Source organism: Streptomyces sp. NPDC098781, from assembly GCF_044759995.1.
In the GTDB taxonomy this organism is placed as follows: Bacteria; Actinomycetota; Actinomycetes; order Streptomycetales; family Streptomycetaceae; genus Streptomyces.
In genome coordinates, this window is record NZ_JBIWAK010000002.1 from 681,584 (window position 1) to 708,483 (window position 26,900).

The following is a 26,900-nucleotide window of genomic DNA, read 5'->3' on the forward strand; positions in this document are numbered from 1 at the left end:
ACGACCCCGGGCGCGTAACAAATCCCCTTGTGGTTCCCACGTACCTGCGCGCGGATGATGCCCTCGGCCGTGAAACAGGCCAGTTGCGTACTGACACCGGCCCGCAGCGGACCGCTGCCGGACAGGCTGCCGCGTAGCGCTCCCAACGTCTCCCCGAGCGCCAGGCCGAGCATCATCCCGCGGACCTGAGACTGCCTGTTGATGACATCCCTCAGGTCGTGGTTCTTGTTCACAGTCCCTCGTTGCCCGGATCGGGTCCGTCGTCCGGCACGGCCCCCGGGGCATCCGATGTGACGACGGTCTGCTCCGTGACGGCTGCCGCTCCCAAGAGGTCGGCGAGGCGCTGGCCCATGCGCGCACGGCGTGCCTCGTAGAACTCCAGGAACCCGACCACATCGTCGGGCAGGCCGACGGCGTCGTACTCCCTCAACCAGCTCTCCCGCGCGGCATCCGAGTCGAAGTGCTTCCGCAGCCAGGCAGTCGGCAGGGCGGCCTGCTTCGCGATGTTCTCGGGTCCCCTCAGGAGTTGCAGGTTCGCCGCTCTGTCCACGCGGTCCTCGACGAGCGACAGTGCGTCCTCGGAGAGGCCGGCCGCCCGCAGCTTGGTCCGTGACCGCAGGAGGCTGCGCGGGAAGATGTGGTCCTCGTGGAAGTGGTCCCTGGTGTCGACGCCCGGGTACAGCATCGCGAGCATCGGGAACAGCCGTTTCGATCCGTATTTGAGATCCAGCAGGTCGTCGATCTCGCTCTGGTCGAAGCGGAGCGACTTGCCCTGGCGGGCCATCTCACGTTCGACGGCCTCGGTCGGCCAGCCCTGTCCGCCTTCCTTCTCCAGGGTCGTACGCAGACCGGTGAGCAGCCGGTCCAGGCCACTGCCCCACACGCCGGACTTCATCAGTGAGCGCTGGAGCCAGCGGCGGATCGCTGCACGGTCGTCCTTGAACGCCTCCGAGGTGCGGTAGTTGTCCCCGAGGCCTCGGCGGTGGAGGTAGTAAGCCAGAGGAATGACCGCGCTGTTGGCCGTGAGGGTGACGCCGGAGAACCCGAAGTCGGCGAGCAGGGCCACTCCGAGGCGCAGCGCCTTCTCGATCTCGGTCCAGTGCTTCTCCAGGTTGGTCATGGTGTCCCGGTCGAAGTTGTCCACCTTGAAGCGGATGTCACCCTTCCCCAGCAGCACCAGTCCGGTCTTGAGGACCAGGTCCTTGCCGAAGGCGAAACCCTGCCCGATCCCGTTGAGTTCATCGACGAGCCTGTGGATTGTCTCGCGCGCGTCGTGCTCGACCCACTGGGCGGTGGCCACGGAGAGAAGGAGGTCGGAGTAGGAGAGGACGGCACCTCCCGAGTTGACCCGAATGAAGATGTTGAGGACCTTGTCCAGCTCCTGCGCTTCCTCGAGGAAGAAGTTCACCGTGGGGGTGACGTGGACGATCTCGTGCAAGCGGGTCAGTACATCGCCGGCGGTGTCGTCGTCCGCGACCCCCTCGCGCTGAAGCGCCCGGATGACGTCCCGGGCCGAACGCAGTTCGCGGACATCCTGAACGCGGAACCAGTGGGCGTCACCGCCTTCTGTGCCGGCCTCGGCCTCCTCCGGGCTGAGGAACCGGAAGTCGTACTCGACCCCCAGATCGTCGTCCTGGCCGCGGTGCAGCAGGTTCAGGTAGAGGAGCTTCTTCGGGTACGCGAGCGGGTTGTTCGCCCACATGCGCGGCAGCTTCGCGGTGAACGACCCGCACAGACCGATGTTGAGCGCCGTCAGTCGCTGCTGACCGTCCAGGATCGCCGTGATGGCCCGGCTGCCCAGCGGACCGGTCGGCGCGCAGTGGGCGTTGTCGCGTTCGTGGTAGTCGCGCATGAAGTCGTAGAAGGCGAAACGGCCTGAATTACCCTCGTGGACCTGCCACATGAGGAACGAGCCGATGGGATATCCGCGCATCAGGCTGTCGTACAACCGCGTGATCTTGTCGCGCGACCAGACGAACTCACGCTGAATCGCCGGCAACACGTACTCGCGACGGTGGATCTTCTCCAACGCGCTGGCGATCGTGATGGGCGTCTGGAATGACATGCGTCCCCCCACCGGACTCAGGTTTCACGCCCACCGTAGCGTCCCCGGTCAGGGCCTCGCAGCGCGTGGTGACAGTCAGGCCGCCGCCGGTTCCCAGCGGTACCCCTCGCGCGTTTCGCCGTACGGACGCAGCAGCGGTTCCAGCTCCGTGCGGACGAGTTCGGCGTCAGCCGGCGGCAGGGTCAGCGACGCCCGCCGCATGCGGACGCTCCAGGTCGCCGGGTCGGGGAAGACCGACAGCCGCGGCACCAGCTCGCGCAGGACCAGACCCTCACGGAACGGGGCCAGCCCTGACACCTCCAGGCGGCACCCCTCCGAGTAAGAGCGCTCGTTGAAGACCACCGGCTCGTCCAGGACGCGCACGGGACTCGCGATCGTCGCCCAGCCGACGACCCGTCCAAGGTCCCGCGTCGGATTCCGGAAGCAACCGCGCGTGGTGTAGAGGAAGACCTCGTCGCCGTCCCCCAACGCGCGCGCCGCCTTGGCCCGGCCTGCCGGAAACGCCATCCGCTGCTCGGTGACCACCCAGCTCAGTGCGGCGCGGTCTCCGATGATCAGCAGGTGCGCGGACGGCATGCGGTCACCTTAGCGGGCCCGCTCAACCGACCTGACATCTCATGCACGTACACAAATTCGAATACTTGGAATCCTGTAAACACGTTGACAGTGCTAACGCGTTATCGCCATGCTCGAACTGCCAACAAGGCATCAGCGGCCCGCGTGACCCCTTCGGCCACGCCCGACAACGGGAACCGACCTTGACCGATCAGCCCCCTGCCTCCCTCCGCGCCCTCCTCCTCGACCGCCTGCACCACGCGGACGACCTCACGCCTCAGGTGCGGGAGCTGCTGCGCGAGCTGCTCCCCGACGAACCGGCCAGGAGCAGCGGAGGTCGCGCCGGCCCCGTACAGCTCCGGTCCATCACCGCGGCCGGCTGGCGCGGTGTCGGTCCGCGGACCGCACTCGAATTGCCTCCCGGACCCGGCCTGGTCGTCGTCGCGGGTCCCAACGGCTCCGGGAAGTCGAGCTTCGCCGAGGCCGCCGAGACCGCGCTGACCGGACGCAACTCCCGGTGGGACGGACGGCGGGCCACCGACTGGCAGAAGGGCTGGCGCAACCTGCACAGTCCCGACGTCACCCCCGAGGTCTGCGTCGAGCTGGCCGTCGGCGGGCGGGGCGAGGCGGTGACCGTGCGGCGGACCTGGCACGGCCTCAAGGTCGACGAGGCGCGCACCAAGGTCGAGGGACCGGACAGCTCGGAGCGGAAGCTAGAGGAGGTCGTCGACGCCGAGGCGCTGGATCTCGCCCGGCCCTTCCTGCCGTACAGCGAACTCGGTTCGATGATCAACGGCACGCTCGGCGGGCTGCACGACGCCTTCTTCAAGCTCCTCGGGCTCGAGCTGCTCGCCGAGTTCGACGGTCGGGTCAAGAACGCCGTGAGCGAGTGCGAGCAGGTGATCAAGCACGCGGACGCCCTCACCACGCAGCTCCTCGACGCGCTGGGCACGCTCGACGACCCCAGATCCCGCGAGGCCACCGAGGCGCTGTCGGGAACCAGGCGCGACCTTGGCCGGGTACGTGCGCTGCTGGGGAGCCGCACCCTGGCCGCCGAGGCCGAGCTGGCCCGGCTGCGACAGCTCGCGAGCCTCGCCGGGCCGGATCTGGCGGAGGTCGGCGGGGCTGTCGGCCAGCTGCGGGAGGCCGCCGCCGCTGCCGAGGAGGCCCGGTACGGCGGCGCCGAGGAGGCGCGCCGTCTGGCCCGGCTGCTGGAGGCGGCGATCGAGCACCAGCGGCGCTCGGGGAGCTCGGACTGCCCGGTCTGCGGCGCCGAGAACCAGCTGGACCGGGCGTGGGCCGAGCAGGCGCGGACGGAGGTGGAGCGACTCCAGGCGGAGGCGGCCGACGCCGAGGCCGCCCGGCAGGAGGTGGCGGTGGCTGTGCGGGCCGGGCACGACCTCGTACAGCCGGTTCCGGTGTGGCTGCGCGATGAGGCCTCGCCGCTCGTGAGGGTGTGGCAGGAGTGGGTTCAGTGCCGGGACGTCACTCACCCCAGGGAGCTGGCGAACCGCGTCGAGCATGCTGCGGCCGCCCTGGACGACGCCTGTCGGCAGGTGCGGGAGGAAGCCGTTCAGCGGCTCTCCGCACATGACGTCGCCTGGCAGCCTTTCGCCGTACGGCTGGCCGAGTGGCTCGGTGCCGAGGAAGCGGCCGAGGTCGCGCGTGAGCGGCGCAAGCACGCGCGCAGGGCGCGGGCCTGGCTGCGGCCGATCATCGACGAACTGCGTGACGAGCGGCTGCGGCCGTTCGCCCAGCGGTCGCAGGAGGTGTGGCAGAAGCTGTGCGAGCACAGCAGCGTCACGCTCGGTTCCGTCACCCTCGCGGGCACTCCCGGTCGCGGCAAGGTCGAGCTCGACGTCTCCGTGGACGACATGTGCGCCCCCGCCTACAGCGTGATGAGCCAGGGCGAGCTGCACTCGCTCGCGCTCTCGCTCTTCCTGCCCCGTGCCACGCACGCGGAGAGTCCGTTCGGGTTCCTCGTCATCGACGACCCCGTGCAGTCCATGGACCCCGAGAAGGTCGAGGGTCTGGCCCGGGTGCTCGACGCGTACGCCCAGGACCGCCAGGTGATCGTCTTCACCCATGACACCCGGCTCCAGCAGGCCATCGCACACCTGGGCATCAAGGCGACCGTCCTGCGCGTGAGCCGCCAGACCGACTCCGTGGTGGGCGTGGAGACGCTCACCGACCCGGTGGAGCAGGCTCTCGCGGAGGCGCGGGCCGTCTCACTGGACCGCAGCCTGCCGCAGGACGTGGCCGACCACGTGCTGCCCGCCATGTGCAGGGTGGCGGTGGAAGCCGCCTGTCTGGAGACCGCGCGGCGCAGGCTCCGCGATGAGAAGGGGCTCGGGCTTCGGGCCGTCGAGGAACGCGTGGAGTCCCTTGAGCGCACCAAGACATATGTGTCGCTGGCCCTGCTCGGTGACGAGCAGCAGCCTGCCCGTGCAGCCGTCGAGCGGATCTGTCCCGGAGGCTGGGCGCTGATCGAGACCTTCAACTCGGGTGCCCACACGCCCTTGCCGACCGTGGACGACCGTAGGAATCTCGTCCGCCGGACCAAGGCGCTCGCGGCGGCGATCCGCAGCAGTGCTGGGACTCACAGCACCGGGGGCGCCCGATGAGCGCGTCACCGGAGGCCCTGATGACCGCCGCCGCCCGACTCCTTCTGCCCGCCCCCGGCGCCGTGACCACGCTGCCCCCCGGCCTCCGCGCCCGTGCCGCCGCGGTCCTGCTCCGCATGGCGCTCGACCAGGCCCTGGACGCCTACTGGCAGCGGGTCACTCCGTCGATGACGCTGGTCGGCAAGCACCGCATGCTGTGCCTGGAGTGGTATGCGGGCCACGACACCGCCCGCCGATGCCGCACCACCTGGTCGGCGCTCAGCGCGGCATGCCACTACCGCACGTACGAGCTGCCGCCGGCTCCGGCGGAGATCCACACCCGGTTGCTGGAGGTCACCGCGCTCCTTGCGGCCCTGCGCGGCGGACCGGACACGGCTTCGGTCACGGCGGCAGGCGCCTGAGGATGCGTGCCGCGTCCCCATACGTACTCCGCTCCGGGCGCCTCCCTGTCAGCGGCGCCCCCTATCGTTCTGGATGAACGCACCGTGCATGAATGGGGAATGGTGACCATGGCCGACTACGGCACGCCTTACCCGGAGTTCCGGCTGAAGCTGCCGGGCGGCGGCCCCGAAGCCCGGGGACGGCTGATGACCGAGAAGGGGACGAACGGCAGCCAGAAGTTCATCGTCCTGGCCGGGTCGCCCGGGCGCCCGGAGGTCGTGCCGTCCTTCCCCGTCCGCATGCCGTCGTCCTACCGGCTGAGGCAGCGGCTGATCGAGGACGACATCTTCGTGGAGTCGGAGACTTGGCCCGGCTGGATGGAGCTCGTCGAGGACGTAGAGTGCAACTCGCCGTCGGCCGCCGCCGAGATCCTGGTCGGGCGCAGTGCCAACGGCTGGCTGGAGTGGAAGACCGACGACGGCCATCCGCTCTCGGACTACCTCGACCAGGTGTGGTGGGGCCCCAACCGGGCCTGGCTGGTGCGCGGCTCCAACGTCTCCGGCCTCGACCTCGTCCCACGTCTGTGGCTGCCCGAGCGGCTGGTGACCCTGCGCGCACGTCACCTGCGCCAAGGCGTCGAGCAGGGCATCAGCAAGGACCGGCTGCGCACCGCCGTCGAAGAGGACTACGCCTCCACCGCGACGTACAACCAGAAGGTGCAACTGGTCGAGGAGCTGCACATGTTCCTCTCCCGGATGCGGCCCGGCGACACCATGTGCACCATCTCGGGCGGCCGGCTGTACGTCGGAAAGATCACGGGAGACGCCGAGCAGCTCGCCTCCGAGGACGGCCGGTCGGATCTCCGCAGGCCGGTGGACTGGGCGGACGACGGGCACGCATACGAAGGCCTGCCCGAGGCACTCCAGCAGAAGCTCTCCGCGCAGCATGACGTCGTCGATCTGACCGCGGTGAAGGATCTCATCGACGGCCTGGGGATAAGCGACGAGGACCTCATCGAGGAGGCCGAGGCCGCCGATCGGGATCCGAGCGTGGAGATCCCCGCGCTCACCGCCAGGCGCGAGCTGGAGCTGCCCGAGCCCACGGACGAGTTGGCTGAGGAACTCCTCGTGCACGACACCGCCTGGCTGGGCGAGGTGCGTGATCTGCTGTGGGACGAACGGCAGTTGGTGCTGTACGGGCCGCCCGGAACCGGCAAGACGTATCTCGCCCTGAAGCTCGCCGAGTTCCTCGGCGGCGGGCCCGAGCAGGTCAAGCTCGTGCAGTTCCATCCCTCGTACGCGTACGAGGACTTCTTCGAGGGCTTCCGGCCGCAGGAGGATCCGCAGACCCGGGAGGTCGCCTTCCGGCTGACCGCCGGCCCGCTGCGTGAACTCGCCGATCTGGCCTCCCGCGAGGGCAACCGGCACATCCCGCACTTCCTGATCATCGACGAGATCAACCGGGCGAACCTGGCAAAGGTCTTCGGCGAGCTGTACTTCCTGCTGGAGTACCGCAACAAGTCGGTCCGGCTGACGTACTCCGGCGACGACTTCGCTCTGCCGCCCAACCTCTTCGTGATCGGCACCATGAACACCGCCGACCGGTCGATCGCCCTGGTCGACGCGGCGATGCGCCGCCGCTTCGCGTTCGTCGAGCTGTCTCCGCGCACCGAACCGACCAGCGGACTGCTGCGCCGCTGGCTCACCAGCGAGGGCCACGGCTTCGAGCCGGCCGATCTGCTCGACGCGCTCAACTCCCGTATCGACGACGCCGACTTCCGCATCGGGCCCTCGTACCTGATGAAGCGGGGTGTCTATCGGGAGGGTGGCCTCGAGCGGACGTGGCGGACCAAGATCCTACCGCTGCTGGAGGAGTACCACTACGGGGAGGGCGTGGACATCGAGAAGCGGTACGGTCTGGCGGCGCTGCGGGAGTCGCTCGGGTGACGCACGTCATCGAACTCGTCGAGCACGCTTCGGCCGTGGGCGTCGCGCTGCCGGACGCGGTCGGACGAGCGCTGGCGGCGGGGGACATCGTGGACGCCGCTCCTGACCCGTACGTCGCGGGGCACTGGGCTCTGCGGGCCGGCAGCAAGGTCGGTGCCGTGACGGTCGCAGTACCGGGGAGCGACGGGCCGGCCAGCGTTCGCGTCGCTCCCAAGGTTTCCATCGCCCGGCTCTTCTTCCTGCTCGGGTACAGCCTCGACCCGAAGGGTGGCTGGCGAGACGGGGAGGTCGATGTCACCGGGCACCGTGATCTGCTGCCCGCGCTCGCCCATGCCGTGGAGCGGCAGATCGACCGGGCTCTGCGGCAGGGGCTCCTCCAGGGGTACCGGGTGACCGAGGAGACGTCCCTGGTCGTCCGGGGCCGCATCCGGGAAGCCGAGCAGATACGGCGGCGGTTCGGTGCGACGCTTCCGGTGGAGGTGGAGTATGACGAGTTCACCACCGACATCGCGGAGAACCGCCTGCTGCGGGCCGCCGTCGAGCGCCTCCTGCGACTGCCCGGCGTACCCCACGACGTGCGTCGCGGGCTGCTCCACCAACGTGCCCGCCTGGCCGATGTCACGGTGATCGTGCGCGGTCAACCGCTGCCTGACTGGCGGCCGAGCCGGCTCAACTCGCGCTATCAGCACGCCCTGCATCTAGCCCAAACCGTCCTGGAGAACGCCTCCATTGAGCACGCGCCCGGCAGGCTGCGCGTCGAGGGGTTCCTGTTCGACATGAACAAGCTCTTCGAGGACTTCGTGACCGTGGCGCTGCGGGAAGCATGCCGTCGCTTCGGCCACTCGGCACGGCTGCAGGATCCGCATCACCTCGACGAGGCGGACGCGATCCGCATGAAACCCGATTTCGTGCTGTACGGGCCGAACGGCGCCCCGTGCGCCGTGGTGGACGCCAAATACAAGGCCGAGAAGCGGGAGGGTTTTCCGGACATCGACCTGTACCAGATGCTCGCGTACTGCACAGCGTTGGGTCTGCGCGAAGGCCACCTGGTGTACGCCAAGGGCAACGCGCCACACGCGGCCCACAGGGTGCGGCACGCGGGCATCGTGATCCACCAGCACGCTCTGGACCTCGATCAGGAACCCTCCGGCCTGCTGTCGGACGTGGAGCAGGTGGCCGCCCGGCTGGTGAGTGCCCCGCGCGTATGATCGGTTGCGGAGTGTCCGTTCAGGGTGGGGAGTGCGCCTCGTGCCGCAGCTCGCGTTCGCCAACAGTTTCTGGGAGAGCTACGACGTCCTGGAGCGGCCCGTCAAAGCCGGTGTGCGCAAGGCAATGCAGAAGTTCCAGCAGCTCACCGTGCCCGAACTGCGTGCGGACAAGGGGCTGCACCTGGAATCCGTGGAGAACGCGCGCGACCCGCGCATGCGGACCATCCGCATCAACGACTTCTGGCGCGGCGTCGTACTCGCGCCCGACGACGGCAGTGAGGTCTTCCTCCTCGTCAACGTCGTCCCGCACGACGACGCCTACACCTGGGCGGCGAAGCGGCTTTACACGACGAACTCCGCGACCCGGGCGCTGGAGGTCCGTAACGTCGCCGCGATCGAGCAGCTGACCCCGGCCCTGGAGAAGGCCGCCGCGGCCGCCGACGCGCTGCTCTTCGCGAACTACTCCGACACGGTCCTGCGTGAACTTGGCGTCGACGACCAGGTGCTCAGGGCTGTGCGGACCATCGTCGACAAGGCGCAGCTGCGGGCCTTCGAAACGCTGCTGCCGGAGGACCAGAGCGAGGTCCTGCAGTACCTCGCCGAGGGCTTCACTCCCGAAGAGGTCTACCGGGACGTGGTCGCCGTGCGGCGGCCCGTCGACGCGGGACCCGACCCGGACGAGAGCCTGGCCGTCGTCATCGCCAACACCACGAGCCGCATCACCCTGGTCACCGGCCCTGAGGAACTCGCCGACATTCTGGAAAAGCCGTTCACGGCCTGGCGGGTGTTCCTGCACCCCTCACAGCGCCGTGTCGCCTACCGGACGTCGTACGGCGGCCCGGTGCAGGTCACCGGCGGCCCGGGGACCGGCAAGACGGTCGCGGCACTGCACCGGGTCAAGCACCTGCTCACCCGCTCCCCGGACACCCGCGTACTGCTCACCACGTTCACCAACGCCCTTGCCGCGTCGCTGCGGGAGAACCTGGCCGTCCTCCTGGACGATGACGAGACACTGCTCACGCGCGTCGAGGTGACCACGGTCAACGCCTATGCGCACGGCATCGTCACCCGCCTCGACGGCCGGGCGCCCTCCCCGATCGGCGACCGGGAGGAGCGACAGGTGTGGCAGCGGGTCGTCAAGAAGCTCGGCCTGCCCTGGACCGAGCAGTTCCTGGCCCAGGAGTACCGCCACGTCGTCCTCGCCCAGGATCTGCGTAGCCTGGACGACTACCGCGCGGCCTCGCGGCGCGGTCGCGGCAGCGCGCTGTCGCCGGTCAAACGGGAGCGGCTGTGGCCCGCCGTCGAGCTGTTCGAGTCCATGCTGGGCGACCAGAAGGCCACCACCCATCTCAAGGTGTGCGCCCGCGCGGCCGAACTCCTGGCCGCTTCTTCCCCCACATACGACCATGTCGTCGTCGACGAGGCGCAGGACCTGCACCCGGCCCAGTGGCGCGTCCTGCGCGGCGCTGTGCCAGCCGGCAGCGACGACCTGTTCATCACCGGCGACCCGCACCAGCGGATCTACGACTCGAAGGTCTCCCTCGGTTCCCTCGGCATCTCGGTGACCGGCCGGACGCACCGTCTGCGCATCAACTACCGCAGCACGGAGGAGATCCTCGCCTGGTCGACAGGCATCCTCACCCCGGTGTCGGTCGACGACCTCGGTGGCGAGGGTAGCGACACCCTGGCGGGCTACCGGTCGCTCCTGCACGGCCGTGCACCGCATGTCAGCGGATACGGCTCGGAGCAGGCGGAGATCGCAGCGCTCGTCGAGCGCGTCGAGGGCTGGATCGCGCAGGGCATCCGGCCGTCGGAAATCGGCGTCTGCGCCCGCTTCAACGTGCTGCTCGACAAGGCGTACGACAAGCTGGCCGCGGCCGGGATGCCGGTGGTCCGGGTCAGGGACAATCCGAGGCCGGACACGGACGGCGTACGGCTGGCCACCATGCATGCCATGAAGGGCCTGGAGTTCCGCTGCGTCGCCGTCCTCGGAGCGACGGCGAGCGCGCTTCCCTTCACCCGCGAGGTGACGCCTACCTCGGTGGACGCGCTGCAGCACGACTCGGACCTGCTCCGGGAGCGGTGCCTCCTGTTCGTGGCATGCACGCGGGCACGGGAGGCGCTCGCGGTGTCTTGGAGCGGATCGGCCAGTCCGTTCATTCAGAAGGCGAAGTGAGGTACAGCTCCTCCTTGTTATGAGCCCACCCTTCAGTCTCCGGGCGCGAGAGCCCCGTTGCCGAGCCCGTCCCGTGCCAGTGCCGACGCCTCCCTGCTGAGCTCGACCACCCTGCGCGCCCGCTCCTCGAACTCCTGCAGCGCACGGAACGCTGCCCCGTAGCGACGCTGCTGAACGATGTCCATCTGCGGGATGCGAGCGCCCTTGCCGTCGAGCCGGTAGGTGCCGCTGGCGCTGGTGGACCGACGGGTGTTCGCCGCGCTGCGCAGAAACCCGCGGAGGTAGTCGGTATCGAGTTGATCGCTCACCGATGCCGGCTCCGGATCGCCGTACTCGACCAGCCCCGCACGCGCGAGGTCGGCGACACTGACGGACGGCCCTTCCAGAGCGCTGGCGCCGTCGCCTCCGATCAAGGTCGGCAGCAGGTCGGCCAGCAGGCTCACCTGCTCAGCCAGCTCCTGCCGCAGCGCCCGGTACTCGGTCGCGTAGTCGCGGTAGGACTCCTCGACGTGACGGCCGGGAGTGAGATCCACAGCGTCGTCGAGGAGTTCGATCAGGGGTACGTCCGCCGTCTGGTCGGGCTCTGGCTCCAAGGGGTCGTCCGGATCGTTCGCCGTGAGGTCGACCATGCGCACCTTGACGGTCGCGTCATCAGGAGATCGCGGGCGGCGCAGATGCCAGAGGTGCATAGGGAGGGCGTGTGAAGCAGCGGTCCCGGGGGGCAGGGCGATGACGTGCGTGAGGAGGCCGCGACGCACGAGCTCGGCCCGGATACGCCGGCCCGCCTTGCGGTAGGCGACCGAGGCGGGCATGACCATGAGAACGCGCCCGCCCGGCACGGTGTGTGCGTAGGCGTGTTGCAGCCAGGCGAGTTCGCCTTCGGCACGTGAGGGTGTGCCGAGCTCCCACCTAGAGTCGAGGAGCAGGTCCTCGCGTCCCCAGTCCGTAGTGCCGACAGGCGGATCGCAGACGACGAGATCGGCCTTAAGGTCCGACCAGTGGTCGTCACGCAGGGAATCTCCGGTGCGGATGTCGACGCCCGTGCGCCCCGTGAGGTCGGCTCGCAGCTGCGCGAATCGAGCGCTGCGGGCGTCGGCCTCCTGACCGCACCGCGTCGGCCCGAACTCGGGTCCGACAGCCAACAGGAGCGTTCCGATACCGCACGCCGGATCGAAGATGGTCGCATCAGCCGACACCTCGCCGACGAAGTGCCGCACCGCACGCACGACACGCGGTGAGGTGACCTGGTCGGATCCGGCGCGGCGTACCGAGTCGGTGAAACGCTCGGTAAGGGCGCTCAACACGTCACCGGGGGATCCCCTGTCACCGAGCTGCCGCGCATGTCGAACGGCATCTGTCGGCAGAGTCTCCGGGGCCTCACCCTCACCACCGGCGAACAGCTGGGCGACGTCGGCGAGCCCACCGATCATCTCATCGCCGTAGGCCGCTCGAAGAGCCTGCCAAAGCGACACCTCCGCCGAGACATCCTGTCCCTTGCGCTGCTTGTCCAGCCACGCCTGTACTGCGGCCAGGTCGAACAACGGACTGTTCGCACCGCCTCCTGCGGGCGCGGGGAAATCCTCGTACCGCCGCCTCCAGTTGGAGACAGCGGCACGCGTGACCCCTGCGAGCCGAGCGATCTCGGAGCCGGTGACAAGCGGTCCGCTGACTGGCGGAGCGGGATGGTCTGCCATGCGCGCCACCGTACACGGGCCTCATGGCCCCATCAACGATGGGTGCGCGTTGACAGCGTACACACGTCCATTCTGCTTCCTACGCACACAGGCCGAGGCGATGTTCAGTCGCACGCACGGCCAGCGTGGTTCCGGAATCGAATAGCTCAGCCGCCGCGCCTCCGCGCTGTCCTGGGCATCCCCAAGACAGCAACGACGATGCTCCACCAAACAGGACAGGCCGACCAGCCAAAGTTTCGCAGACTCATCAGCCTCGGGCCGGGACGGCCCGTTATTCCGACAGAGGCCGCTTTCCTACAGGTCAGACACCGAAGCCGCCGATCTCCGACCCCACGCCCCATGGCAACTCTCATGGCTACGTAGGTAGCCGCGCGCCCCCGTCTGAACCGGTGCGGAGCGGGGTTTGTCCCAGTCCTGAGCGCGAGGGGAAAGGACCTCGGCCCAGCAGATTCGCCGGCCGGAACCCCTGAGCGGCAGACGAGTCGGGCTATACGCCGGGTTCTGTCACCCGGTCGCCTCGCGGCGGCCGGGGAGACGGCCATCCATCTAGGACCGGCGTTGCCGCCGGCCTCCTGCGGTCTACCCGCGGACTCGGGCGGGCAGCCCTCGAACGTCCGCGCAGGGACACCGGTTAAGGCGGGCCCTTCTTGACCTTGCTCCGGGTGGGGTTTACCTAGCCGCCTGAGTCACCTCAGGCGCTGGTGGTCTCTTACACCACCGTTTCACCCTTACCGAGGACCGAGGTCCCCGGCGGTCTGCTTTCTGTGGCACTGTCCCGCGGGTCACCCCGGGTGGCCGTTAGCCACCACCCTGCCCTGTGGAGCCCGGACGTTCCTCGGGAAGCCCCTAAGGGGACTCCACGCGGCCGTCCGCCCGGCTCGTCTGCCGTGTCGACCATGGTACCGGCCTGTGGGGGGCCGTCGTCGCCAACACCGACCCCGCCAGAATCAGCGCGAACGCCACCGCGACCCCCACCGTGAGCCGCTCGTCCAGGAAGACGGCGCCCGCCGCCACCGCGACCGCCGGATTGACGTACGTGAACACCGTCGCCCGCGTCGGGCCGACCTCCTTGATCAGCTCCAGGAAGGCCACGAAGGCGACCGCCGTGCAGATCGCGCCCAGGGTAGCCAGGGCTGTCAGGGCCTCGGGCGACGGGAACTCGGCCGGCCGGGTCAGTGCCGCCGCGGGGGCGTAGACCAGTGCCGCGAGGGTGAGGCATGCCGCCGTCAGGTGGAGGGACGGCACGGCCCTGAGCCACCTCGCCGCGATCAGCGGGGCCGTCGCATAGCCCAGTACCGTCAGCAGCACCTCGGCCAGTGAGCGGGCGTCGCCGCCGGTCAGGTGCGGGATCGTGAGGGTGGCCACGCCGGCCAGGCCCAGGGCGAGGCCGGTCAGGCGGCGCAGCCCGAGGTGTTCCGTCGCGCCGAAGTAGCGGGACAGGGCCACGCCGACGATCGGGACGCCCGCGATCAGCAGTCCCGCCGTCGAGCTGGACAGGTGGCGCTCGGCGTCGGTCAGGGTCCACCAGGGGCCGATGATCTCTATGCACGCGAAGGCGAGCAGAGGGCGCCAGTGGGTCCGTATCGTCCGGGGCAGGCCGCCCTGGCGGAGTGCGAAGGGGAGCAGGAGCGCTGCGCCGAGCGCGCAGCGCGTGAAGACCACCATGGACGGGGAGACCTCCTCCACCGCCACCTTGATCAGCAGATACGGTATGCCCCAGACCACGCTCATCAGGGCGAACAGGAACCAGCCACGTGCCGTCATGCGGCGAGTCTCGGCGTCCTCACCGCCCGCTGTCTTGAACGCTGTTGCGGTAGGCCGCCGGGGTCACCCCGAGCACCCGGCGGAACCAGCGGGTGAGGTGCGCCTGGTCCGCGAAACCCACCAGGCCGGCCACCTCGGCGGGGCGCAGGCCGTTCTCCAGCAGGCCCCGGGCCCGGTTCACGCGGTGCTGGGCCAGCCAGGCGTACGGCGGTACGCCCATCGCCATCCGGAAGGCGCGGAGCAGCTGGTAGCGGGAGAGGCCCAGGTCGGTGGCCAGGGCCGCGAGGGAGGGCGGGGCGGTCAGCTCGTCGGCCAGGCGGTCGCGTACGGCGTGCGCGATGCGGGCGGCTCCCGGCACCCTGTCACTCACCGCGCGGGCCGTGGAGTGGCGGCGGGCGAGGGCCGTCAGGAGCCAGGGGATGCGGGACTCGGCCTCCAGGGGGTCGGGGCAGGCGGCCAGTTCGGCGTGGGCCAGGCGCAGGGCGGCGGCCAGTTCGGGGTCGTCGAGGAGGGGCTCGTGAAAGTGCGGGGCAGCGGTGGCCAGGGTGCCGTCGGTCAGCAGTGACGTCTCGGCGTACAGGGCTCGGTAGGCGTAACCGCCGGTCGCCGCCGGACCGCCCGTGTGGATCTCTCCCGGTGCCAGTACGACGATGGAGCCGACGCCGGGTCGGATGTGGCCGCCCCGGTAGTCGATGATCTCGCGGCCGCCGACGCAGACGCCGATCGTGAACTCGTCGTGGGCGTGCGGGGCGTAGACGTGCCGGTCGAAGCGGGCGGTGAGCAGGTCGAGGGGCGGGCCGTCACGTCCCAGCCGGGCTCTGGTCCACCGTGCCTGTTCACCCACGTCGCACCTCCCGGCCGTTCCCGGAAGGTGCAACGCCAGGAGCGTCAGAGAAAGTCCGCGGTCTCCAGATCGAAGGCGAACGGTGCCGGGAGGGCGAGCGATCTGCCGAAGGGGCGTGTGCAGTGCTGTCGGTAGTCGCCGTTCTCCGGCTCGCTGAAGAGCGTCACCTGGGAGGTGTCCCGGTCGGCCAGCAGGTAGAGGGGGATGCCACCGCGGGCGTAGCAACGACGTTTGGCCTCGCGGTCGGCCTTCGGCTTGGTCGATGTCACCTCCAGCACCATGACGACGCCGTCGCAGGGCATCCAGGCATTGGCGCCGCCGAACAGGTCCGCATCGACGGGTGCGAAGGTGACATCCGGGATCACGTGGTCCATCGGCCAGGCCACCGCACTCTTCACCGTCAGTCCCTTGTTTCCGGAGAAGTCCATGTCCGTCCTGGATCGCTTGATCACCTGCCTGACGATCCGGCTGATGTACTTCTCGTGATCCCCGTCCGGCGGCGGCGTCACAACGATCTCCCCCTCGATCAACTCGGCCCGGAAACCCTCCGGCGCGTCCAGGGCGAGAAAGCCCTCCAGCAGGACCTCTTCCTGCGTGAGCGGCTCGTGGGCCATGGCAGTCATGTCACGCCCCTCCTTCTGTCGCTCGCCAGACTGGGACATCGCAAGATCACCTGTCCGAGAGATCGGGAACCGTTCCCTCGATCGTGGCACACGGAACGGACGGTCGTCAGGCAAGCAAGCCGTCGCTTGACCCTGCCGCAACGTCAACGTCTCTACTGATCCCATGCGGATCGGAGAACTCGCCGCCACCGTCGGCGTCACCACGCGGACCGTGCGGCACTACCACCATCAGGGGCTGCTGCCCGAGCCGGAACGGCGGCCGAACGGCTATCGGGAGTACACGCTGCGGCACGCCGTCGTGCTGGCGCGGATCCGGCGGCTGACCGAGCTGGGGCTGGGGCTCGCCGAGGTGCGGGACGTGCTCGCCGAGGACGCGGGGAAGGATCTCGTCGAGGTGCTCACCGAGCTGGATGCGGATCTCGCCCGCCAGGAGGCGGCGATCCGGGAGCGGCGGGAGCGGCTCCGCGCGCTGCTGGAGACGGAGGGCGCCGTGACCGCCGAGGGGCCGGTGTCGCCCCGGCTCGCGGCGCTCCTGAAGGACATGGCCTCGGTCTCGGACTCCCCGATGGCCGCCAAGGACCGCGAGATGCTCGCGCTGATCGAGACGACGGCCGAACCCGAGGGGCGGGAGCAGCTCATGGAGGCGCTGGGCAGTGCGCTCTCCGCGCCGGGTGGCAGGGACCGGGCCCTCGCCGCCTACGCCCTGCTCGACGAACTCGCCGACGCCGAACCCGATGACCCCCAGGTCGCTGAGGCCGCCCGCGCCCTCGCCGACTGTCTGCCCCGCGACCTGTTCCCGGAGCCGGTGGAGGTCGACCCCGACAACCCCTTCCTGCGCGCCTTCTACGCCGACTTCGCCCCGGCACAGGCCGAGGCGATCCGCCGGACGCTGCGGATCCTCATGGAAGGGAACGGACCATGACGCGGATCGCGCTCACCCTCCTGCGGGGCGAGCTGCGGCTCGTCGGCAGTCTCTGGCTGTGGGCGGCCCGGCGCAGGCACGGGATCGGTGACGGCACCGGCTTCGGGTACGCGCGCGGGCAGGGCACGATGATGCTGGGCTTCGGGTTCGTGGTCGTGATCGAGTCGATCATGATGTCCGTGCTGCTGCGGAACCACCCGGCCGTGCAGCGGGTGTGGTTCCTGATGGACCTGTACACCCTGCTGATCATCATCGGGATGCACGCCGCCTCGGTCGTACGGCCGCACGTCCTCGACGCGGGCTTCCTGCGCGTCCGGCGTGCCGTGCACGTCGATCTGCGCATACCTCTGGAGAGGATCGCGCAGGTGCGCCGCGAGCTGCGCACCACCCATGAGCCGGCCGAGGGCGAACTGAATCTGGCCGTCGGCGCGCAGACCACCGTGACCCTCGAACTCACCGAGCCCGTCGTCCACTTCACCGTCCTGGGCCGCCGGCGGGACGTGCGTCTGGTGCGCCTGCACGCCGACGAGGCCGCCGACCTCGTACACGCGATCAAGCAGGCGCGAACCGCACCTTCGCCGCTTGCGTGAGGCGGACCCTGAGCCGCTCCCCCAGCGGCAGCGGCTCCGTGCTCTCGATCCGGCCGATGACCGCGGGGGACTCCAACTGCACGGTCCCGACGGTGGGCCGGCGCTCCTCGACCTCCACCACGGTGCCGTCGAACACCTCGCCGACCCGGTCCCTCAGCAGTGCCGCCTCCACGATGTCGAGGCACTCCCGCTCGGCGGTGCCCGCCCGCCGGGTGCCGTCGGCCATCCGCGCGGGCAGTGCGTCGAGCGCGGCCTCCACCCATGCGGGAACCGGCTCTCCGGCCATGGCCGCCAGGCAGATCTCGGCCGTGTACCGGTCGGCGAGGCGGCGCAGCGGGGCCGTGCAGTGGGCGTAGGGGGCGGCCACGGCGGAGTGGGTGGTGATGTCCGGCAGGTCGCCGTCCCGGAAGACCGTGTAGCCGGCGCCGCGCAGCAGGGTCGTGCACTCCTGGAGGAAGGCGGCCTGGTGCGGGCGGTGCGGGTCGAGGGAGCGGACCAGTTCGGCGTAGGAGACGTGGTGCGGCCAGTCGATGTGCAGGGCGTGCGCGGTGTGGCGCAGCCGGCCCACGGCGCCGTCGGGGGCGGCGGGCAGGGTGCGCAGGACGCCTGTGCCGTGGGTGAGCATCAGGTCGGCGGCGGCCATGCCGGTCAGCAGGGAGATCTGGGAGTTCCAGCCGTCGGCGGGCAGCGGGGCACGGTAGGCGAGCTCGTAGGTGTGGTCGCGTTCGACGATCTCCTGCTCGGGCACGCTCAGCGAGATCCCGCCCCGCTCCACCTCCAGCCGCTCCCGCAGCTGCCCGACCTCCTTGAGCAGGGCGAGCGGCTCCTCGGCGGTGGCGTCGTCGATCTCCTTCTGCACGCCCGCGTAGTCGAGCTTGACCCGGCTGCGCACGAGGGCCCGGCGGACGTCGACGGCGAGCGTACGGCCGTCCGCGTCGAGGTCGATCGTCCACAGGACGGCGGGGCGGTCCTGGCCCGGGAGCAGGCTCGCGGCGCCCTCGCTCAGCGACTCGGGGTGCAGTGGGATCCGCAGGTCGGGGAAGTAGAGGGTGTTCACCCGCCGGTGCGCCTCGCGGTCGAGCGCCGCCGACGGTACGACGAAGGCGGCGACGTCGGCGATGGCGTACCGGACGCGGTAGCCGGTGCCCTGCCGGGACAGGTGCATGGCCTGGTCGAGGTCGGTGGAGGTGGGCGGGTCGATGGTGAGGAAGGGGATGTCGGTGGCGTCGTGGGACGGGAGGGCGGGGGCCTTCGCCCTGTGCTCGGCCTCCGCCAGTACCTCGGGCGGGAAGCCTTCGGGGACGCCCAGTTCGTTGCGCAGCTCGGTGAGGGCGGCCCGGAGGGGGGCCTCGGGGGCGCCGGTCACGTGGATGTGGCGGCGGGGCATGAGTCGAGCGTAGGGCGAGGGTGGTCGGCGGGCACGCCGTACCCTGTGGCGGAGTTCGATCTGAGGAGTACGTGTGCTTGTCCTGCTGCCGCCTTCCGAAGGCAAGGACCCGTCCGGTCGGGGTGCGCCGCTGAAGCTGGAGTCGCTGTCCCTGCCGGGGCTGGGCGAGGCCCGTCAGGCCGTGCTGAACGAGCTGGTCGAGCTGTGCGCCGGCGACGAGGACAAGGCACGGGACGTGCTCGGGCTGAGCGAGGGGCTGCGGGGCGAGGTCGCCAAGAACGCCGGGCTGCCGACGGCGGGTGCGCGGCCGGCCGGGGAGATCTACACCGGGGTGCTGTACGACGCCCTGGACCTGGCGTCGCTGGACACCGCCGCGAAGAAGCGGGCAACCCGGTCGCTGCTCGTCTTCTCGGGGCTGTGGGGGGCCGTGCGGGTCAATGACCGGATCCCCTCCTACCGCTGCTCGATGGGCGTGAAGCTGCCCGGCCTCGGGGCGCTCTCCGCGCACTGGCGGGCGCCGATGGCGGACGCGCTGCCCGAGGCGGCCGGGGACGGGCTGGTGCTGGATCTGCGGTCGTCGGCCTACGCGGCGGCGTGGAAGCCCAAGGGCGAGGTGGCCGGGCGGACGGCGACGGTACGGGTGCTGCACGCGCCGACGCGGAAGGTCGTCAGCCACTTCAACAAGGCGACCAAGGGCCGGATCGTACGGAGCCTGCTGACGGCGGGTGCCCGGCCCACGGGTCCGGCCGGACTGGTGGAGGCGCTGCGGGACCTCGGGTACGAGGTGGAGGTGGCGGCGCCGGCCCGGGCCGGGCAGGCGTGGTCGCTGGATGTGCTGGTGACGGAGATCCACTAGTAGCCGCGAGCAGCCATTGCACTGCATGCAACGGGCTTTGCGCATACTGCTTCTCCTGGGCAGGATGAGGCCATGACCTCAGTCCTGGATCTCGCGCCCGTCGTCCCCGTGGTCGTGGTCGACGACCCCTCCGACGCCGTGCCGCTGGCCCGGGCTCTCGTCGATGGCGGGCTGCCCGCCATCGAGGTGACGCTGCGGACGCCGGCCGCCCTGGAGGCGATCCGGGCCGTCGCGGAGGCGGTGCCGGAGGCGGTGGTCGGCGCGGGCACGGTGATCACGCCGGAGCAGGTGACCCTGGCGGTCGAGGCGGGGGCGGGCTTTCTGGTGAGCCCCGGCTGGACGGATCTGCTGCTGGAGGCCATGCGGGCGTCCGGGGTGCCGTGTCTGCCCGGGGTGTCGACCGCGTCCGAGGTGGTGGCACTGCTGGAACGCGGGGTGCGGGAGATGAAGTTCTTCCCGGCCGAGGCGGCGGGCGGCACGGCGTATCTCAAGTCGCTGTACGGACCGTTGCCGCAGGCCCGGTTCTGCCCGACCGGCGGGATCGGTCCGGCCTCCGCGCCCGGCTACCTCGCCCTGCCCAACGTCGGGTGCGTGGGCGGGAGTTGGATGCTTCCGGCGGACGCGGTGGCCGCGCGGGACTGGGGGCGCGTCGAGGCCCTGGCGCGCGAGGCGGCGGCGCTGGGCCGCTCAGGCGCGCAGGTGTGAGGTGTCGTTGAAGAGCCGTACGCTCGCGTTGCCGTCGGCGTAGTACGCCACCGCGGACAGGGACGCCGCCGAGAGTTCCATGCGGAACAGGGAGTCGGGCGGGGCGCCCAGCGCGAGGCGTACGAGCGTCTTGATCGGTGTGACGTGGGTGACGAGGAGGACCGTGCGCCCCGCGTAGGCCGCGATCAGCTTGTCGCGGGTGGCGGCGATCCGGGTGGCGGTGGCCGCGAAGCTCTCGCCGTCCCCGGTGGGACGGGCCTCGGGGTCGGCGAGCCAGGCGTTCAGATCGGCGGCGTACCGCTCGCGGACCTCGCCGAAGGTGAGGCCCTCCCAGGCGCCGAAGTCGGTCTCGCGCAAGCCGTCGTCGACGGCCACGTCGAGTCCCAGGCGGGCGGCGACGATCCCGGCGGTCTCCCGGGTACGGGCGAGCGGCGACGCCACGACGGCCTGGACGGTGCCGCGCCGGGCGAGGGCCGCCCCGACGCGCTCGGCCTGCTCCCGGCCGACGTCGGAGAGGGACGGGTCGGTGCCACCGCTCCCGGAGAACCGCTTCTGGGGCGTCAACGGCGTCTCACCGTGCCGCAGCAGTACGAAGGTGGCGGGCGCCCCCATGTCGGCGGGACCCCAGCCGGTCGAGGGAGCGGCGACGGTACGCACCGCCTCGACGTCGGCCTCGGCCTTGGTGGCGGCAGCGGCGGCCTTGGCGTCGGCCGCCTCCAGCTCCGCCGTGGAAGCCGCCGCCGACCACTGCTCCCCCCGCTTCCCGGCGTCCATCGCCTCGTTGGCGAGCCGGTCCGCGTGCTTGTTCTGCTCGCGGGGGATCCACTCGTACGTCACCTGGGAGGCGGGGAACACCCCGGCCGCCTCGAACGCGAGCGGCTTCATGTCGGGGTGCTTGATCTTCCAGCGGCCCGACATCTGCTCGATGACCAGCTTAGAGTCCATCCGCACATGGACCGCGGCCGTCGGGTCCAGCTCGCGCGCGGCGCGCAGGCCGGCCACCAGGCCCCGGTACTCGGCGACGTTGTTCGTGGCGACGCCGATGTACTCGGCCGCCTCGGCCAGCGTCTGGCCGGTCGCCGCGTCGATCACGACCGCACCGTAGCCCGCGGGTCCCGGGTTGCCCCGTGAGCCGCCGTCGGCCTCGACGATGAACTCCCGCACGGCTCGGCCTCCTAGAGGCCCGACTCGGCCGTGCGCACCAGGATCCGGCGGCAGTTCTCACAGCGCACCACGGTGTCGGGCGCGGCGGCGCGGATCTGGTTGATGTCCGTGATCGACAGCTCCTGGCGGCAGCCCTGGCAGGTGCGCTGGTACAGCTTGGCCGCGCCGATGCCGCCCTGCTGCTCGCGCAGCTTGTCGTAGAGCTTGAGCAGGTCCGCGGGGACCGACCCGGCCATGACCTCGCGCTCCTTGATGACCGTGGCGATCTCGCCGTCGATCTCCTCGATGGAGGCGTCCCGGCGGGCGGTCGCGTCGTCGACCTTGCCCTGGACCGCGCCGACCCGCTCGGTCAGCTCGGCGACCCGCTCCTGCGCGGACTCCCGGCGCTCCATGACCTCCAGGACGACGTCCTCCAGATCGCCCTGCCGCTTGGCGAGGGAGGCGATCTCGTGCTGGAGGTTCTCCAGGTCCTTCGGGGAGGTGACGGCGCCGGAGTCCAGGCGCTGCTGGTCACGGACGGCGCGCTGGCGCACCTGGTCCACGTCCTGCTCGGCCTTGGTCTGCTCGCGGGCGCAGTCGCTCTCCTCGGTCTGCGCGGCCACGAGCAGGTCGCGCAGCTGGGTGTGGTCCTTGGTCAGCGATTCGATCTCGGCGTGCTCGGGCAGCGACTTCCGCTTGTGCGCGAGCTGCTGGCGGCGGACGTCGAGGGCCTGGACGTCGAGGAGGCGGATCTGGTCGGCGGGCGCGGCGTTCAGTTGGGGGCTCCAGATGTCGAGTCAGAAGGGGCGCGCGAAGCGCTCGCTGGAAGGGTGGTGGCGGACGCCGCGTGGGCGGTCCAGGGGTCGGTGACCGTCTTGGAGACGTGGACGCGCAGGTCCCATCCCTTGCGGTCGGAGATCTCGTCGAGCTGGGCTGCGGCCAGCTCGCACCAGGGCCATTCGGTGGCCCAGTGCGCCGCGTCGAGCAGCGCGAGAGGACTGTGGGAGACGGCCTCGGACGCCGGGTGGTGGCGCAGGTCCGCGGTGAGGAAGGCGTCCACACCGGCCGCGCGCACCTGGTCGAAGAGGCTGTCGCCGGAGCCGCCGCTGACCGCGATCGTGCGGACCGTGGCCTCGGGGTCGCCGGCCACGCGGATGCCCTGCGCGGTGGCGGGCAGCCGCTCGGACGCCTTCCGTGCCAGCTCGCGGACGGTCAGCGGGTGGTCGAGCTCGCAGACACGGCCCAGGCCGCGGCGCCCGGACGGGTCCGTCGGGTCCGGCACCAGCGGGCGTACGACGCGCAGGTCCAGCGCGCCGGCCAGCGCGTCGCTGACGCCCGGGTCCGCGGTGTCGGCGTTGGTGTGCGCCACGTGCAGCGCGATGTCGTTCTTGATGAGGGTGTGCACGACCCGGCCCTTGAAGTGCGTGGCCGCGACCGTCGTCGTACCGCGCAGATAGAGCGGGTGGTGGGTGACCAGCAGGTCGGCGTCCAGCTTCACCGCCTCGTCCACGATCTCCTGGACCGGGTCGACGGCGAACAGGACCCGGGAGACCTCCTGGTCGGGGTCGCCCACGACGGTGCCGACCGCGTCCCAGGACTCGGCCCGCTCGGCGGGCCACAGGTTCTCCAGCGCGGCGATGACTTCAGACAGACGGGGCACGAGGAACAGGCTACCTGGCTGGTCCGTACGGCTGTACCGGTGCGGGAACGGCCGGATCGCCGCCCGCTCCGGCCGCTCGGGCCACCCCCTCTCCGCTCAGCACAACCACCCCGGTTTCCTCAGGCGAATCGTTCCGCTGCCATCCCTTTGTGTGAAGTGACCCTGCCCCGTCCCACGCCTGTGCGTGCGAAAACTAGCTTCGTGACCGGAGGTGACGGGACGATGACGGCCTGTGCGATCGAACCCGCCGCGGAGCACGAGGACGGCGACCCGCCCCGGGCGGACTGCGTCATCACGACGGACGGCGCCTACGCCGCCCGCCTCGCGCCGGCCGGCGACTGCTGGTTCCCGGAGCGCTGGACCCTGGACGGCCCCGAGCCCTACGCCGTGCCGCTGCCCTCCCACCAGCCGGAGGAGCCCGGCACCGAGGTGCAGCCGATGGGCGACGGGCGGGTCCTCATCCGCCGCCCGACGGACGGACGGCATGTGTTCTCGCTGCTGTATCCGACCGGGCCCGGCACGGGTGAGCTGCTGCTGGGCGCCGTCCCGAGCCCGGACGACGAGACCCGGCTGCGGATGCTGCCGCCGGCACCGGGCGGCGACAAGGCGTACGCCCTCGCGGTGGGCCGGCGCTCCAGCGCCGTGTGGCTGGTCGTGGGGGGCGCCTCGGGGCCGGAGCAGGTCGCGCAGATCCCCGGACGCTGTTCGGGTGGGGTGTGGCTGGACCGGGAGGGGCGGATGCTGGCCCTCGACCGTGAGTCGGGGGGCCGTACGAAGGCCGTCGTGGTCGATCTGGGGCGGGGCGGCGAGGTGTCGCCGCTGCTCCAGATCGCGGACGGCAGCGACGACCGGGTGCTGCTCGCCGACCCGGACAGCGGGCTGCTGCTGATCCGCTCGGACGCCCCTTCGCCGGGGCGGGGACGCCTTGGCTGGGGTGTGCTGGGCAGCACCCTGCCGGTGCGCTTCCCGGAGTGTCTGCTGATGCCGGAGTGCGCGCTGACGCCGTTCGCGATCCAGCCGGGGCAGGTGCTGACGCCGGAGAGCTGCGGGGTGGCGCTGCGCGTCGAGGGCCCGGTCGGCAGCTGGGTGGGGGTGTGGCGTCCGGCGGAACGGCAGGTACGTCATCTCGCGGCGCCCGAGGGGTGGTTGGCGGGTGCCGGGTGGTGGAGTGCGGACGGGGTGCTTCACCTGCCGTACGCGACCGAGGCGGTGCCCTGTGGAGTGGCGGGCTGGGAAGTGCCCCAGAGGGGCGCGGGGAACTGCGCGACCAGCCACGACGGCGCCGCACGGCCCGCGCAACCCGACCCGGCACCCACGGAGTCTCCCGTACGCCCCGTGCCGCTCCAGCAAGCCCCGTTGGGCGGTCTTGTAACGAAGTAGTGGCGGTCGGCGTGGCCGCCTGGATTCGTCCCATGGTCGGCCGGTTACACTCGCCCGGCTGTTAGAAAGATCATGTTGACGGGGTGAATTTCCGATGAGCAACGCCAGCACGACCCAGCCGGGGCCGGCCGACGTTCACGACGTTCAGAAGGTCTCCGGCCACGGCAGGCACCGGGGTGAGGTTTCGGCCCACGACAGCGAGACGGCCCCCCGCGGCCGTCACCGCAAGCCGGCCGAGGAGAGCGGGACGGCAGCCTGACGCTGACGCCGCACGGCCCCGCCCCCACCACGAGGGGCGGGGCCGTTCCCGTCCCCATACCGGGCCGGCGCTCTACGCCCGTTTCAGCCCCAGCACTTCCGCCGCCGCGAACGTCTCCCCCTCCGGTCGACCCGAGTAGTGCGCACCGAGCACGGCGTCCAACTCGTCGTAGGTGAAGGTCTCCTGCTTGCTGTCGAACTTCGCCGCCACCCGGGGCCGTTCGACGACCGCCACCATGCCGCCGTGCGCGACGAGCAACTGTCCGTTGATCCGGGCGGCGGCCGGGGAGGCCAGGTAGCCGACGAGCGGGGCGACATGCTCCGGGGCGAGCGGGTCGAGGCCCTTCTCAGGCTGTTCCAGGCCCGCGAAGACGTCCTCGGTCATACGGGTGCGGGCGCGCGGGCAGATGGCGTTGGCGGTGACGCCATACTTGGCGAGCGCCAGGGCGGTGGAGGTGGTGAGGCCCACGATGCCGCCCTTGGCCGCCGCGTAGTTCGGCTGCCCGGCGGATCCGGCGAGGAACGCCTCGGACGAGGTGTTCACGATCCGCCCGTAGACCGGCCCGCCCGCCGCCTTGGACCGCGCACGCCAGTGCGCGGCGGCGAACCGGGTGGTGTTGAAGTGCCCCTTGAGGTGGACCCGGATCACCGAGTCCCACTCCTCCTCCGCCATGGAGAAGACCATGCGGTCCCGCAGGATGCCCGCGTTGTTGACGAGGATGTCCAGCCGGCCGAACTCGGCGATCGCCAACTCGACGAGTTCACGGGCCTGTGGGAAGTCGGCTACGTCTCCGGTGTGCGCGAGCGCCGTGCCGCCCGCCGCGCGGATCTCGGTGGCGACCTCCTCGGCGGGGGCGTCGGAGGCCGCGCCGGAGCCGTCCCGGCCGGGCTGCCCGTAGTCGTTGACGACCACGGCGGCGCCGAGCCGGGCGAGTTCCAGCGCCTCGGCCCGGCCCAGGCCGCGCCCGGCGCCGGTGACGACGGCCGACAGGCCCTCAAGTGGCAGTGACATCCGCCCAACCCCTCAGATCTCGATGCAGGTACGCAGGGCCGTCCCGGTACGCATCTGGTCCAGGGCCTCGTTGATCTCGGCCAGCGGCACCCGGTGGGTGATCAGGCCGTCCAGGTCGATCCGGCCGGCCCGCCACAGGGCGATCGTGCGCTCGTAGGAGCGCAGGACGTCACCGCCGCCGTACATGGACGGCAGGATGCGCTTCTCGTCGAAGAACAGCTCGAACATGTTGAGCTGGAGGAAGTCGTCCATGGCGCCCGCGCCGACGACGACGAGGGTGCCGCCGCGCCGGGTGTTCTCGTAGGCGGTCCGGGCGGTGGCCGACCTGCCGACCACCTCGAAGACGTAGTCGAAGCCCTCCCCCGCCGTGACCTGCTGCTTGGCGTCGGCCAGCTCGTCGGGGGAGACGGCCCTGGTGGCACCGAACTTCAGCGCGGCCTCGCAGCGCGAGGCGACCGGGTCGACGGCGACGATCTCGGCGGCGCCCTTGAGCCGCGCGCCCTGGATCGCGGAGATGCCGACGCCCCCGCAGCCGATGACGGCGACCGACGAACCGGCCTCCAGATCGGCGGTGTTGAGGGCCGCGCCGAGCCCGGTGGTGACGCCGCAGCCGATGAGCGCGGCGATGTCGAAGGGCACGTCGTCGGGGATCGGCACCGCGCAGCCCGCGTCGACCACGACCTCCTCGGTGAAGGTGCCGGTACCCGCGAAGCCGAAGACGTCACCGCCGGGGCGCTTGAAGTTGGGGGTGCCGGCGTTCATGAACCCGGCCAGGCACAGCTCGGTCTGGCCGCGCTTGCACGCGGGGCAGGCGCCGCAGGCGGGCAGCCAGCACAGGACGACCCGGTCGCCCGGCTTCAGGTGCCGTACGCCCTCCCCGACTTCGAGGATCTCCCCGGCGCCCTCGTGGCCGGGCACGAAGGGCGCGGGCTGGGGCAGTACCCCGTTCATCGCGGACAGGTCCGAGTGGCACAGCCCGGTGGCCCGCACCCGGACCCGTACCTTCCCCGGGCCGAAGCCCACCGCCTCGACGTCGTCGAGGACCTCCAGCTTGTCCTGGCCGATCTCGTGCAGTACGGCTGCGCGCATGGTGCGGCTCCCCTCGTA

22 protein-coding genes, 1 other RNA gene and 1 pseudogene are annotated in these 26,900 nt (G+C 70.9%); 11 read left to right on the plus strand and 13 right to left on the minus strand.

Annotation, left to right across the window (positions count from 1 at the left end; all coding sequences use genetic code 11):
• Window positions 1-229: 229 nt before the first annotated feature.
• On the minus strand, window positions 230-2,065 hold the full coding sequence (locus ACIQWG_RS09080; RefSeq protein ID WP_404092317.1) for a DUF262 domain-containing protein: 1,836 nt from the start codon (window positions 2,063-2,065) through the stop codon (window positions 230-232).
• 75 nt (window positions 2,066-2,140) lie between these two features.
• A complete protein-coding gene (locus tag ACIQWG_RS09085) occupies window positions 2,141-2,641 on the minus strand; it encodes a hypothetical protein (protein WP_404092319.1) in 501 nt (166 codons plus the stop codon).
• 182 nt (window positions 2,642-2,823) lie between these two features.
• Here ACIQWG_RS09085 and ACIQWG_RS09090 point away from each other — a divergent pair, with 182 nt between their 5' ends.
• The 5 genes from ACIQWG_RS09090 to ACIQWG_RS09110 all read left to right on the plus strand — a co-directional run bounded on the left by ACIQWG_RS09090 (window position 2,824) and on the right by ACIQWG_RS09110 (window position 10,955).
• Entirely contained in the window at window positions 2,824-5,244 is a 2,421-nt protein-coding gene (locus ACIQWG_RS09090; protein ID WP_404092322.1) for an AAA family ATPase, read from the plus strand.
• The gene (locus ACIQWG_RS09095; RefSeq protein WP_404092325.1) at window positions 5,241-5,645 is read left to right on the plus strand and encodes a hypothetical protein; all 405 of its coding nucleotides are present in this window, start codon (window positions 5,241-5,243) and stop codon (window positions 5,643-5,645) included. The genes ACIQWG_RS09090 and ACIQWG_RS09095 overlap by 4 nt, the downstream gene beginning before the upstream one ends.
• 99 nt (window positions 5,646-5,744) lie before the next feature.
• On the plus strand, window positions 5,745-7,571 hold the full coding sequence (locus ACIQWG_RS09100; RefSeq protein ID WP_404093512.1) for a DUF4357 domain-containing protein: 1,827 nt from the start codon (window positions 5,745-5,747) through the stop codon (window positions 7,569-7,571).
• Window positions 7,568-8,779 (plus strand): McrC family protein, encoded by a 1,212-nt coding sequence (locus ACIQWG_RS09105; protein WP_404092328.1) that lies wholly within the window; start codon window positions 7,568-7,570, stop codon window positions 8,777-8,779. The genes ACIQWG_RS09100 and ACIQWG_RS09105 overlap by 4 nt, the downstream gene beginning before the upstream one ends.
• Before the next feature lie 40 nt (window positions 8,780-8,819).
• The gene (locus ACIQWG_RS09110; protein WP_404092331.1) at window positions 8,820-10,955 is read left to right on the plus strand and encodes a UvrD-helicase domain-containing protein; all 2,136 of its coding nucleotides are present in this window, start codon (window positions 8,820-8,822) and stop codon (window positions 10,953-10,955) included.
• Window positions 10,956-10,987: 32 nt separating this feature from the next.
• On the opposite strand, the gene ACIQWG_RS09115 is transcribed toward ACIQWG_RS09110, so the two are convergent.
• The 5 genes and pseudogenes from ACIQWG_RS09115 to ACIQWG_RS09135 all read right to left on the minus strand — a co-directional run bounded on the left by ACIQWG_RS09115 (window position 10,988) and on the right by ACIQWG_RS09135 (window position 15,880).
• Window positions 10,988-12,649 carry an N-6 DNA methylase gene (locus ACIQWG_RS09115; RefSeq protein ID WP_404092334.1) on the minus strand — a complete coding sequence of 554 codons (1,662 nt, stop codon included), beginning with the start codon at window positions 12,647-12,649 and terminating at the stop codon, window positions 10,988-10,990.
• A gap of 474 nt (window positions 12,650-13,123) precedes the next feature.
• Window positions 13,124-13,530, minus strand: an RNA gene (gene rnpB / locus ACIQWG_RS09120) — RNase P RNA component class A.
• 52 nt (window positions 13,531-13,582) lie between these two features.
• Window positions 13,583-14,413: pseudogene (locus ACIQWG_RS09125) on the minus strand (DMT family transporter); the annotation flags it as partial.
• Window positions 14,414-14,432: 19 nt separating this feature from the next.
• Window positions 14,433-15,257, minus strand: a complete 825-nt coding sequence (locus ACIQWG_RS09130; protein ID WP_404092337.1) for a helix-turn-helix domain-containing protein — start codon at window positions 15,255-15,257, stop codon at window positions 14,433-14,435.
• A gap of 44 nt (window positions 15,258-15,301) precedes the next feature.
• Window positions 15,302-15,880: a Uma2 family endonuclease gene (locus ACIQWG_RS09135; protein ID WP_404092339.1), complete on the minus strand. Its 579-nt coding sequence runs from the start codon at window positions 15,878-15,880 to the stop codon at window positions 15,302-15,304.
• 163 nt (window positions 15,881-16,043) lie between these two features.
• On the opposite strand from ACIQWG_RS09135, the gene ACIQWG_RS09140 reads away from it, so the two are divergent.
• Together ACIQWG_RS09140 and ACIQWG_RS09145 are read left to right on the plus strand one after the other, a co-directional pair.
• Complete coding sequence (locus ACIQWG_RS09140) at window positions 16,044-16,802, plus strand: MerR family transcriptional regulator (RefSeq protein ID WP_404092341.1); 759 nt, start codon at window positions 16,044-16,046, stop codon at window positions 16,800-16,802.
• Window positions 16,799-17,392 carry a hypothetical protein gene (locus ACIQWG_RS09145; protein ID WP_404092344.1) on the plus strand — a complete coding sequence of 198 codons (594 nt, stop codon included), beginning with the start codon at window positions 16,799-16,801 and terminating at the stop codon, window positions 17,390-17,392. The genes ACIQWG_RS09140 and ACIQWG_RS09145 overlap by 4 nt, the downstream gene beginning before the upstream one ends.
• On the opposite strand, the gene ACIQWG_RS09150 is transcribed toward ACIQWG_RS09145, so the two are convergent.
• Window positions 17,355-18,779 (minus strand): RNB domain-containing ribonuclease, encoded by a 1,425-nt coding sequence (locus tag ACIQWG_RS09150; RefSeq protein ID WP_404092347.1) that lies wholly within the window; start codon window positions 18,777-18,779, stop codon window positions 17,355-17,357. The two genes, ACIQWG_RS09145 and ACIQWG_RS09150, sit on opposite strands and share 38 nt — an antisense overlap.
• 73 nt (window positions 18,780-18,852) lie before the next feature.
• On the opposite strand from ACIQWG_RS09150, the gene yaaA reads away from it, so the two are divergent.
• Complete coding sequence (gene yaaA, locus ACIQWG_RS09155; RefSeq protein ID WP_404092350.1) at window positions 18,853-19,635, plus strand: peroxide stress protein YaaA; 783 nt, start codon at window positions 18,853-18,855, stop codon at window positions 19,633-19,635.
• Between the two features lie 72 nt (window positions 19,636-19,707).
• Complete coding sequence (eda, locus tag ACIQWG_RS09160) at window positions 19,708-20,340, plus strand: bifunctional 4-hydroxy-2-oxoglutarate aldolase/2-dehydro-3-deoxy-phosphogluconate aldolase (RefSeq protein ID WP_404092352.1); 633 nt, start codon at window positions 19,708-19,710, stop codon at window positions 20,338-20,340.
• Here the strand turns inward: eda and ACIQWG_RS09165 are convergent.
• From ACIQWG_RS09165 to ACIQWG_RS09175, 3 genes are read right to left on the minus strand one after another with little or no spacing between them, the layout of a single operon-like run.
• On the minus strand, window positions 20,323-21,504 hold the full coding sequence (locus ACIQWG_RS09165; protein WP_404092354.1) for a bifunctional RNase H/acid phosphatase: 1,182 nt from the start codon (window positions 21,502-21,504) through the stop codon (window positions 20,323-20,325). The two genes, eda and ACIQWG_RS09165, sit on opposite strands and share 18 nt — an antisense overlap.
• Window positions 21,505-21,515: 11 nt before the next feature.
• The gene (locus ACIQWG_RS09170; protein WP_404093515.1) at window positions 21,516-22,259 is read right to left on the minus strand and encodes a zinc ribbon domain-containing protein; all 744 of its coding nucleotides are present in this window, start codon (window positions 22,257-22,259) and stop codon (window positions 21,516-21,518) included.
• Window positions 22,256-23,143 carry a Nif3-like dinuclear metal center hexameric protein gene (locus ACIQWG_RS09175; protein WP_404092356.1) on the minus strand — a complete coding sequence of 296 codons (888 nt, stop codon included), beginning with the start codon at window positions 23,141-23,143 and terminating at the stop codon, window positions 22,256-22,258. Before ACIQWG_RS09175 ends, ACIQWG_RS09170 begins: the two co-directional genes overlap by 4 nt.
• Window positions 23,144-23,365: 222 nt before the next feature.
• Between ACIQWG_RS09175 and ACIQWG_RS09180 the strand changes: the two genes are divergently transcribed.
• Together ACIQWG_RS09180 and ACIQWG_RS09185 are read left to right on the plus strand one after the other, a co-directional pair.
• The gene (locus ACIQWG_RS09180) at window positions 23,366-24,523 is read left to right on the plus strand and encodes a hypothetical protein (protein WP_404093517.1); all 1,158 of its coding nucleotides are present in this window, start codon (window positions 23,366-23,368) and stop codon (window positions 24,521-24,523) included.
• A 94-nt stretch (window positions 24,524-24,617) separates the two neighbouring features.
• Window positions 24,618-24,782 carry a hypothetical protein gene (locus ACIQWG_RS09185; protein ID WP_404092358.1) on the plus strand — a complete coding sequence of 55 codons (165 nt, stop codon included), beginning with the start codon at window positions 24,618-24,620 and terminating at the stop codon, window positions 24,780-24,782.
• Window positions 24,783-24,854: 72 nt separating this feature from the next.
• On the opposite strand, the gene ACIQWG_RS09190 is transcribed toward ACIQWG_RS09185, so the two are convergent.
• Together ACIQWG_RS09190 and ACIQWG_RS09195 are read right to left on the minus strand one after the other, a co-directional pair.
• Window positions 24,855-25,793, minus strand: a complete 939-nt coding sequence (locus ACIQWG_RS09190) for a 3-oxoacyl-ACP reductase (RefSeq protein WP_404092360.1) — start codon at window positions 25,791-25,793, stop codon at window positions 24,855-24,857.
• Between the two features lie 12 nt (window positions 25,794-25,805).
• Window positions 25,806-26,882 carry a Zn-dependent alcohol dehydrogenase gene (locus tag ACIQWG_RS09195; RefSeq protein WP_404092362.1) on the minus strand — a complete coding sequence of 359 codons (1,077 nt, stop codon included), beginning with the start codon at window positions 26,880-26,882 and terminating at the stop codon, window positions 25,806-25,808.
• Window positions 26,883-26,900: the final 18 nt, after the last annotated feature.

Bases quoted from the DNA above. Each gene is read 5' to 3' on its own strand.
- ACIQWG_RS09135 (WP_404092339.1), bottom strand. From the start codon at position 15,880: ATGACTGCCATGGCCCACGAGCCGCTCACGCAGGAAGAGGTCCTGCTG.
- ACIQWG_RS09095 (WP_404092325.1), top strand. From the start codon at position 5,241: ATGAGCGCGTCACCGGAGGCCCTGATGACCGCCGCCGCCCGACTCCTT.
- ACIQWG_RS09085 (WP_404092319.1), bottom strand. From the start codon at position 2,641: ATGCCGTCCGCGCACCTGCTGATCATCGGAGACCGCGCCGCACTGAGC.
- ACIQWG_RS09145 (WP_404092344.1), top strand. From the start codon at position 16,799: ATGACGCGGATCGCGCTCACCCTCCTGCGGGGCGAGCTGCGGCTCGTC.
- ACIQWG_RS09190 (WP_404092360.1), bottom strand. From the start codon at position 25,793: ATGTCACTGCCACTTGAGGGCCTGTCGGCCGTCGTCACCGGCGCCGGG.
- ACIQWG_RS09080 (WP_404092317.1), bottom strand. From the start codon at position 2,065: ATGTCATTCCAGACGCCCATCACGATCGCCAGCGCGTTGGAGAAGATC.
- ACIQWG_RS09100 (WP_404093512.1), top strand. From the start codon at position 5,745: ATGGTGACCATGGCCGACTACGGCACGCCTTACCCGGAGTTCCGGCTG.
- eda (WP_404092352.1), top strand. From the start codon at position 19,708: ATGACCTCAGTCCTGGATCTCGCGCCCGTCGTCCCCGTGGTCGTGGTC.
- ACIQWG_RS09195 (WP_404092362.1), bottom strand. From the start codon at position 26,882: ATGCGCGCAGCCGTACTGCACGAGATCGGCCAGGACAAGCTGGAGGTC.
- ACIQWG_RS09115 (WP_404092334.1), bottom strand. From the start codon at position 12,649: ATGGCAGACCATCCCGCTCCGCCAGTCAGCGGACCGCTTGTCACCGGC.
- ACIQWG_RS09140 (WP_404092341.1), top strand. From the start codon at position 16,044: ATGCGGATCGGAGAACTCGCCGCCACCGTCGGCGTCACCACGCGGACC.
- ACIQWG_RS09150 (WP_404092347.1), bottom strand. From the start codon at position 18,779: ATGCCCCGCCGCCACATCCACGTGACCGGCGCCCCCGAGGCCCCCCTC.
- ACIQWG_RS09180 (WP_404093517.1), top strand. From the start codon at position 23,366: ATGACGGCCTGTGCGATCGAACCCGCCGCGGAGCACGAGGACGGCGAC.
- ACIQWG_RS09185 (WP_404092358.1), top strand. From the start codon at position 24,618: ATGAGCAACGCCAGCACGACCCAGCCGGGGCCGGCCGACGTTCACGAC.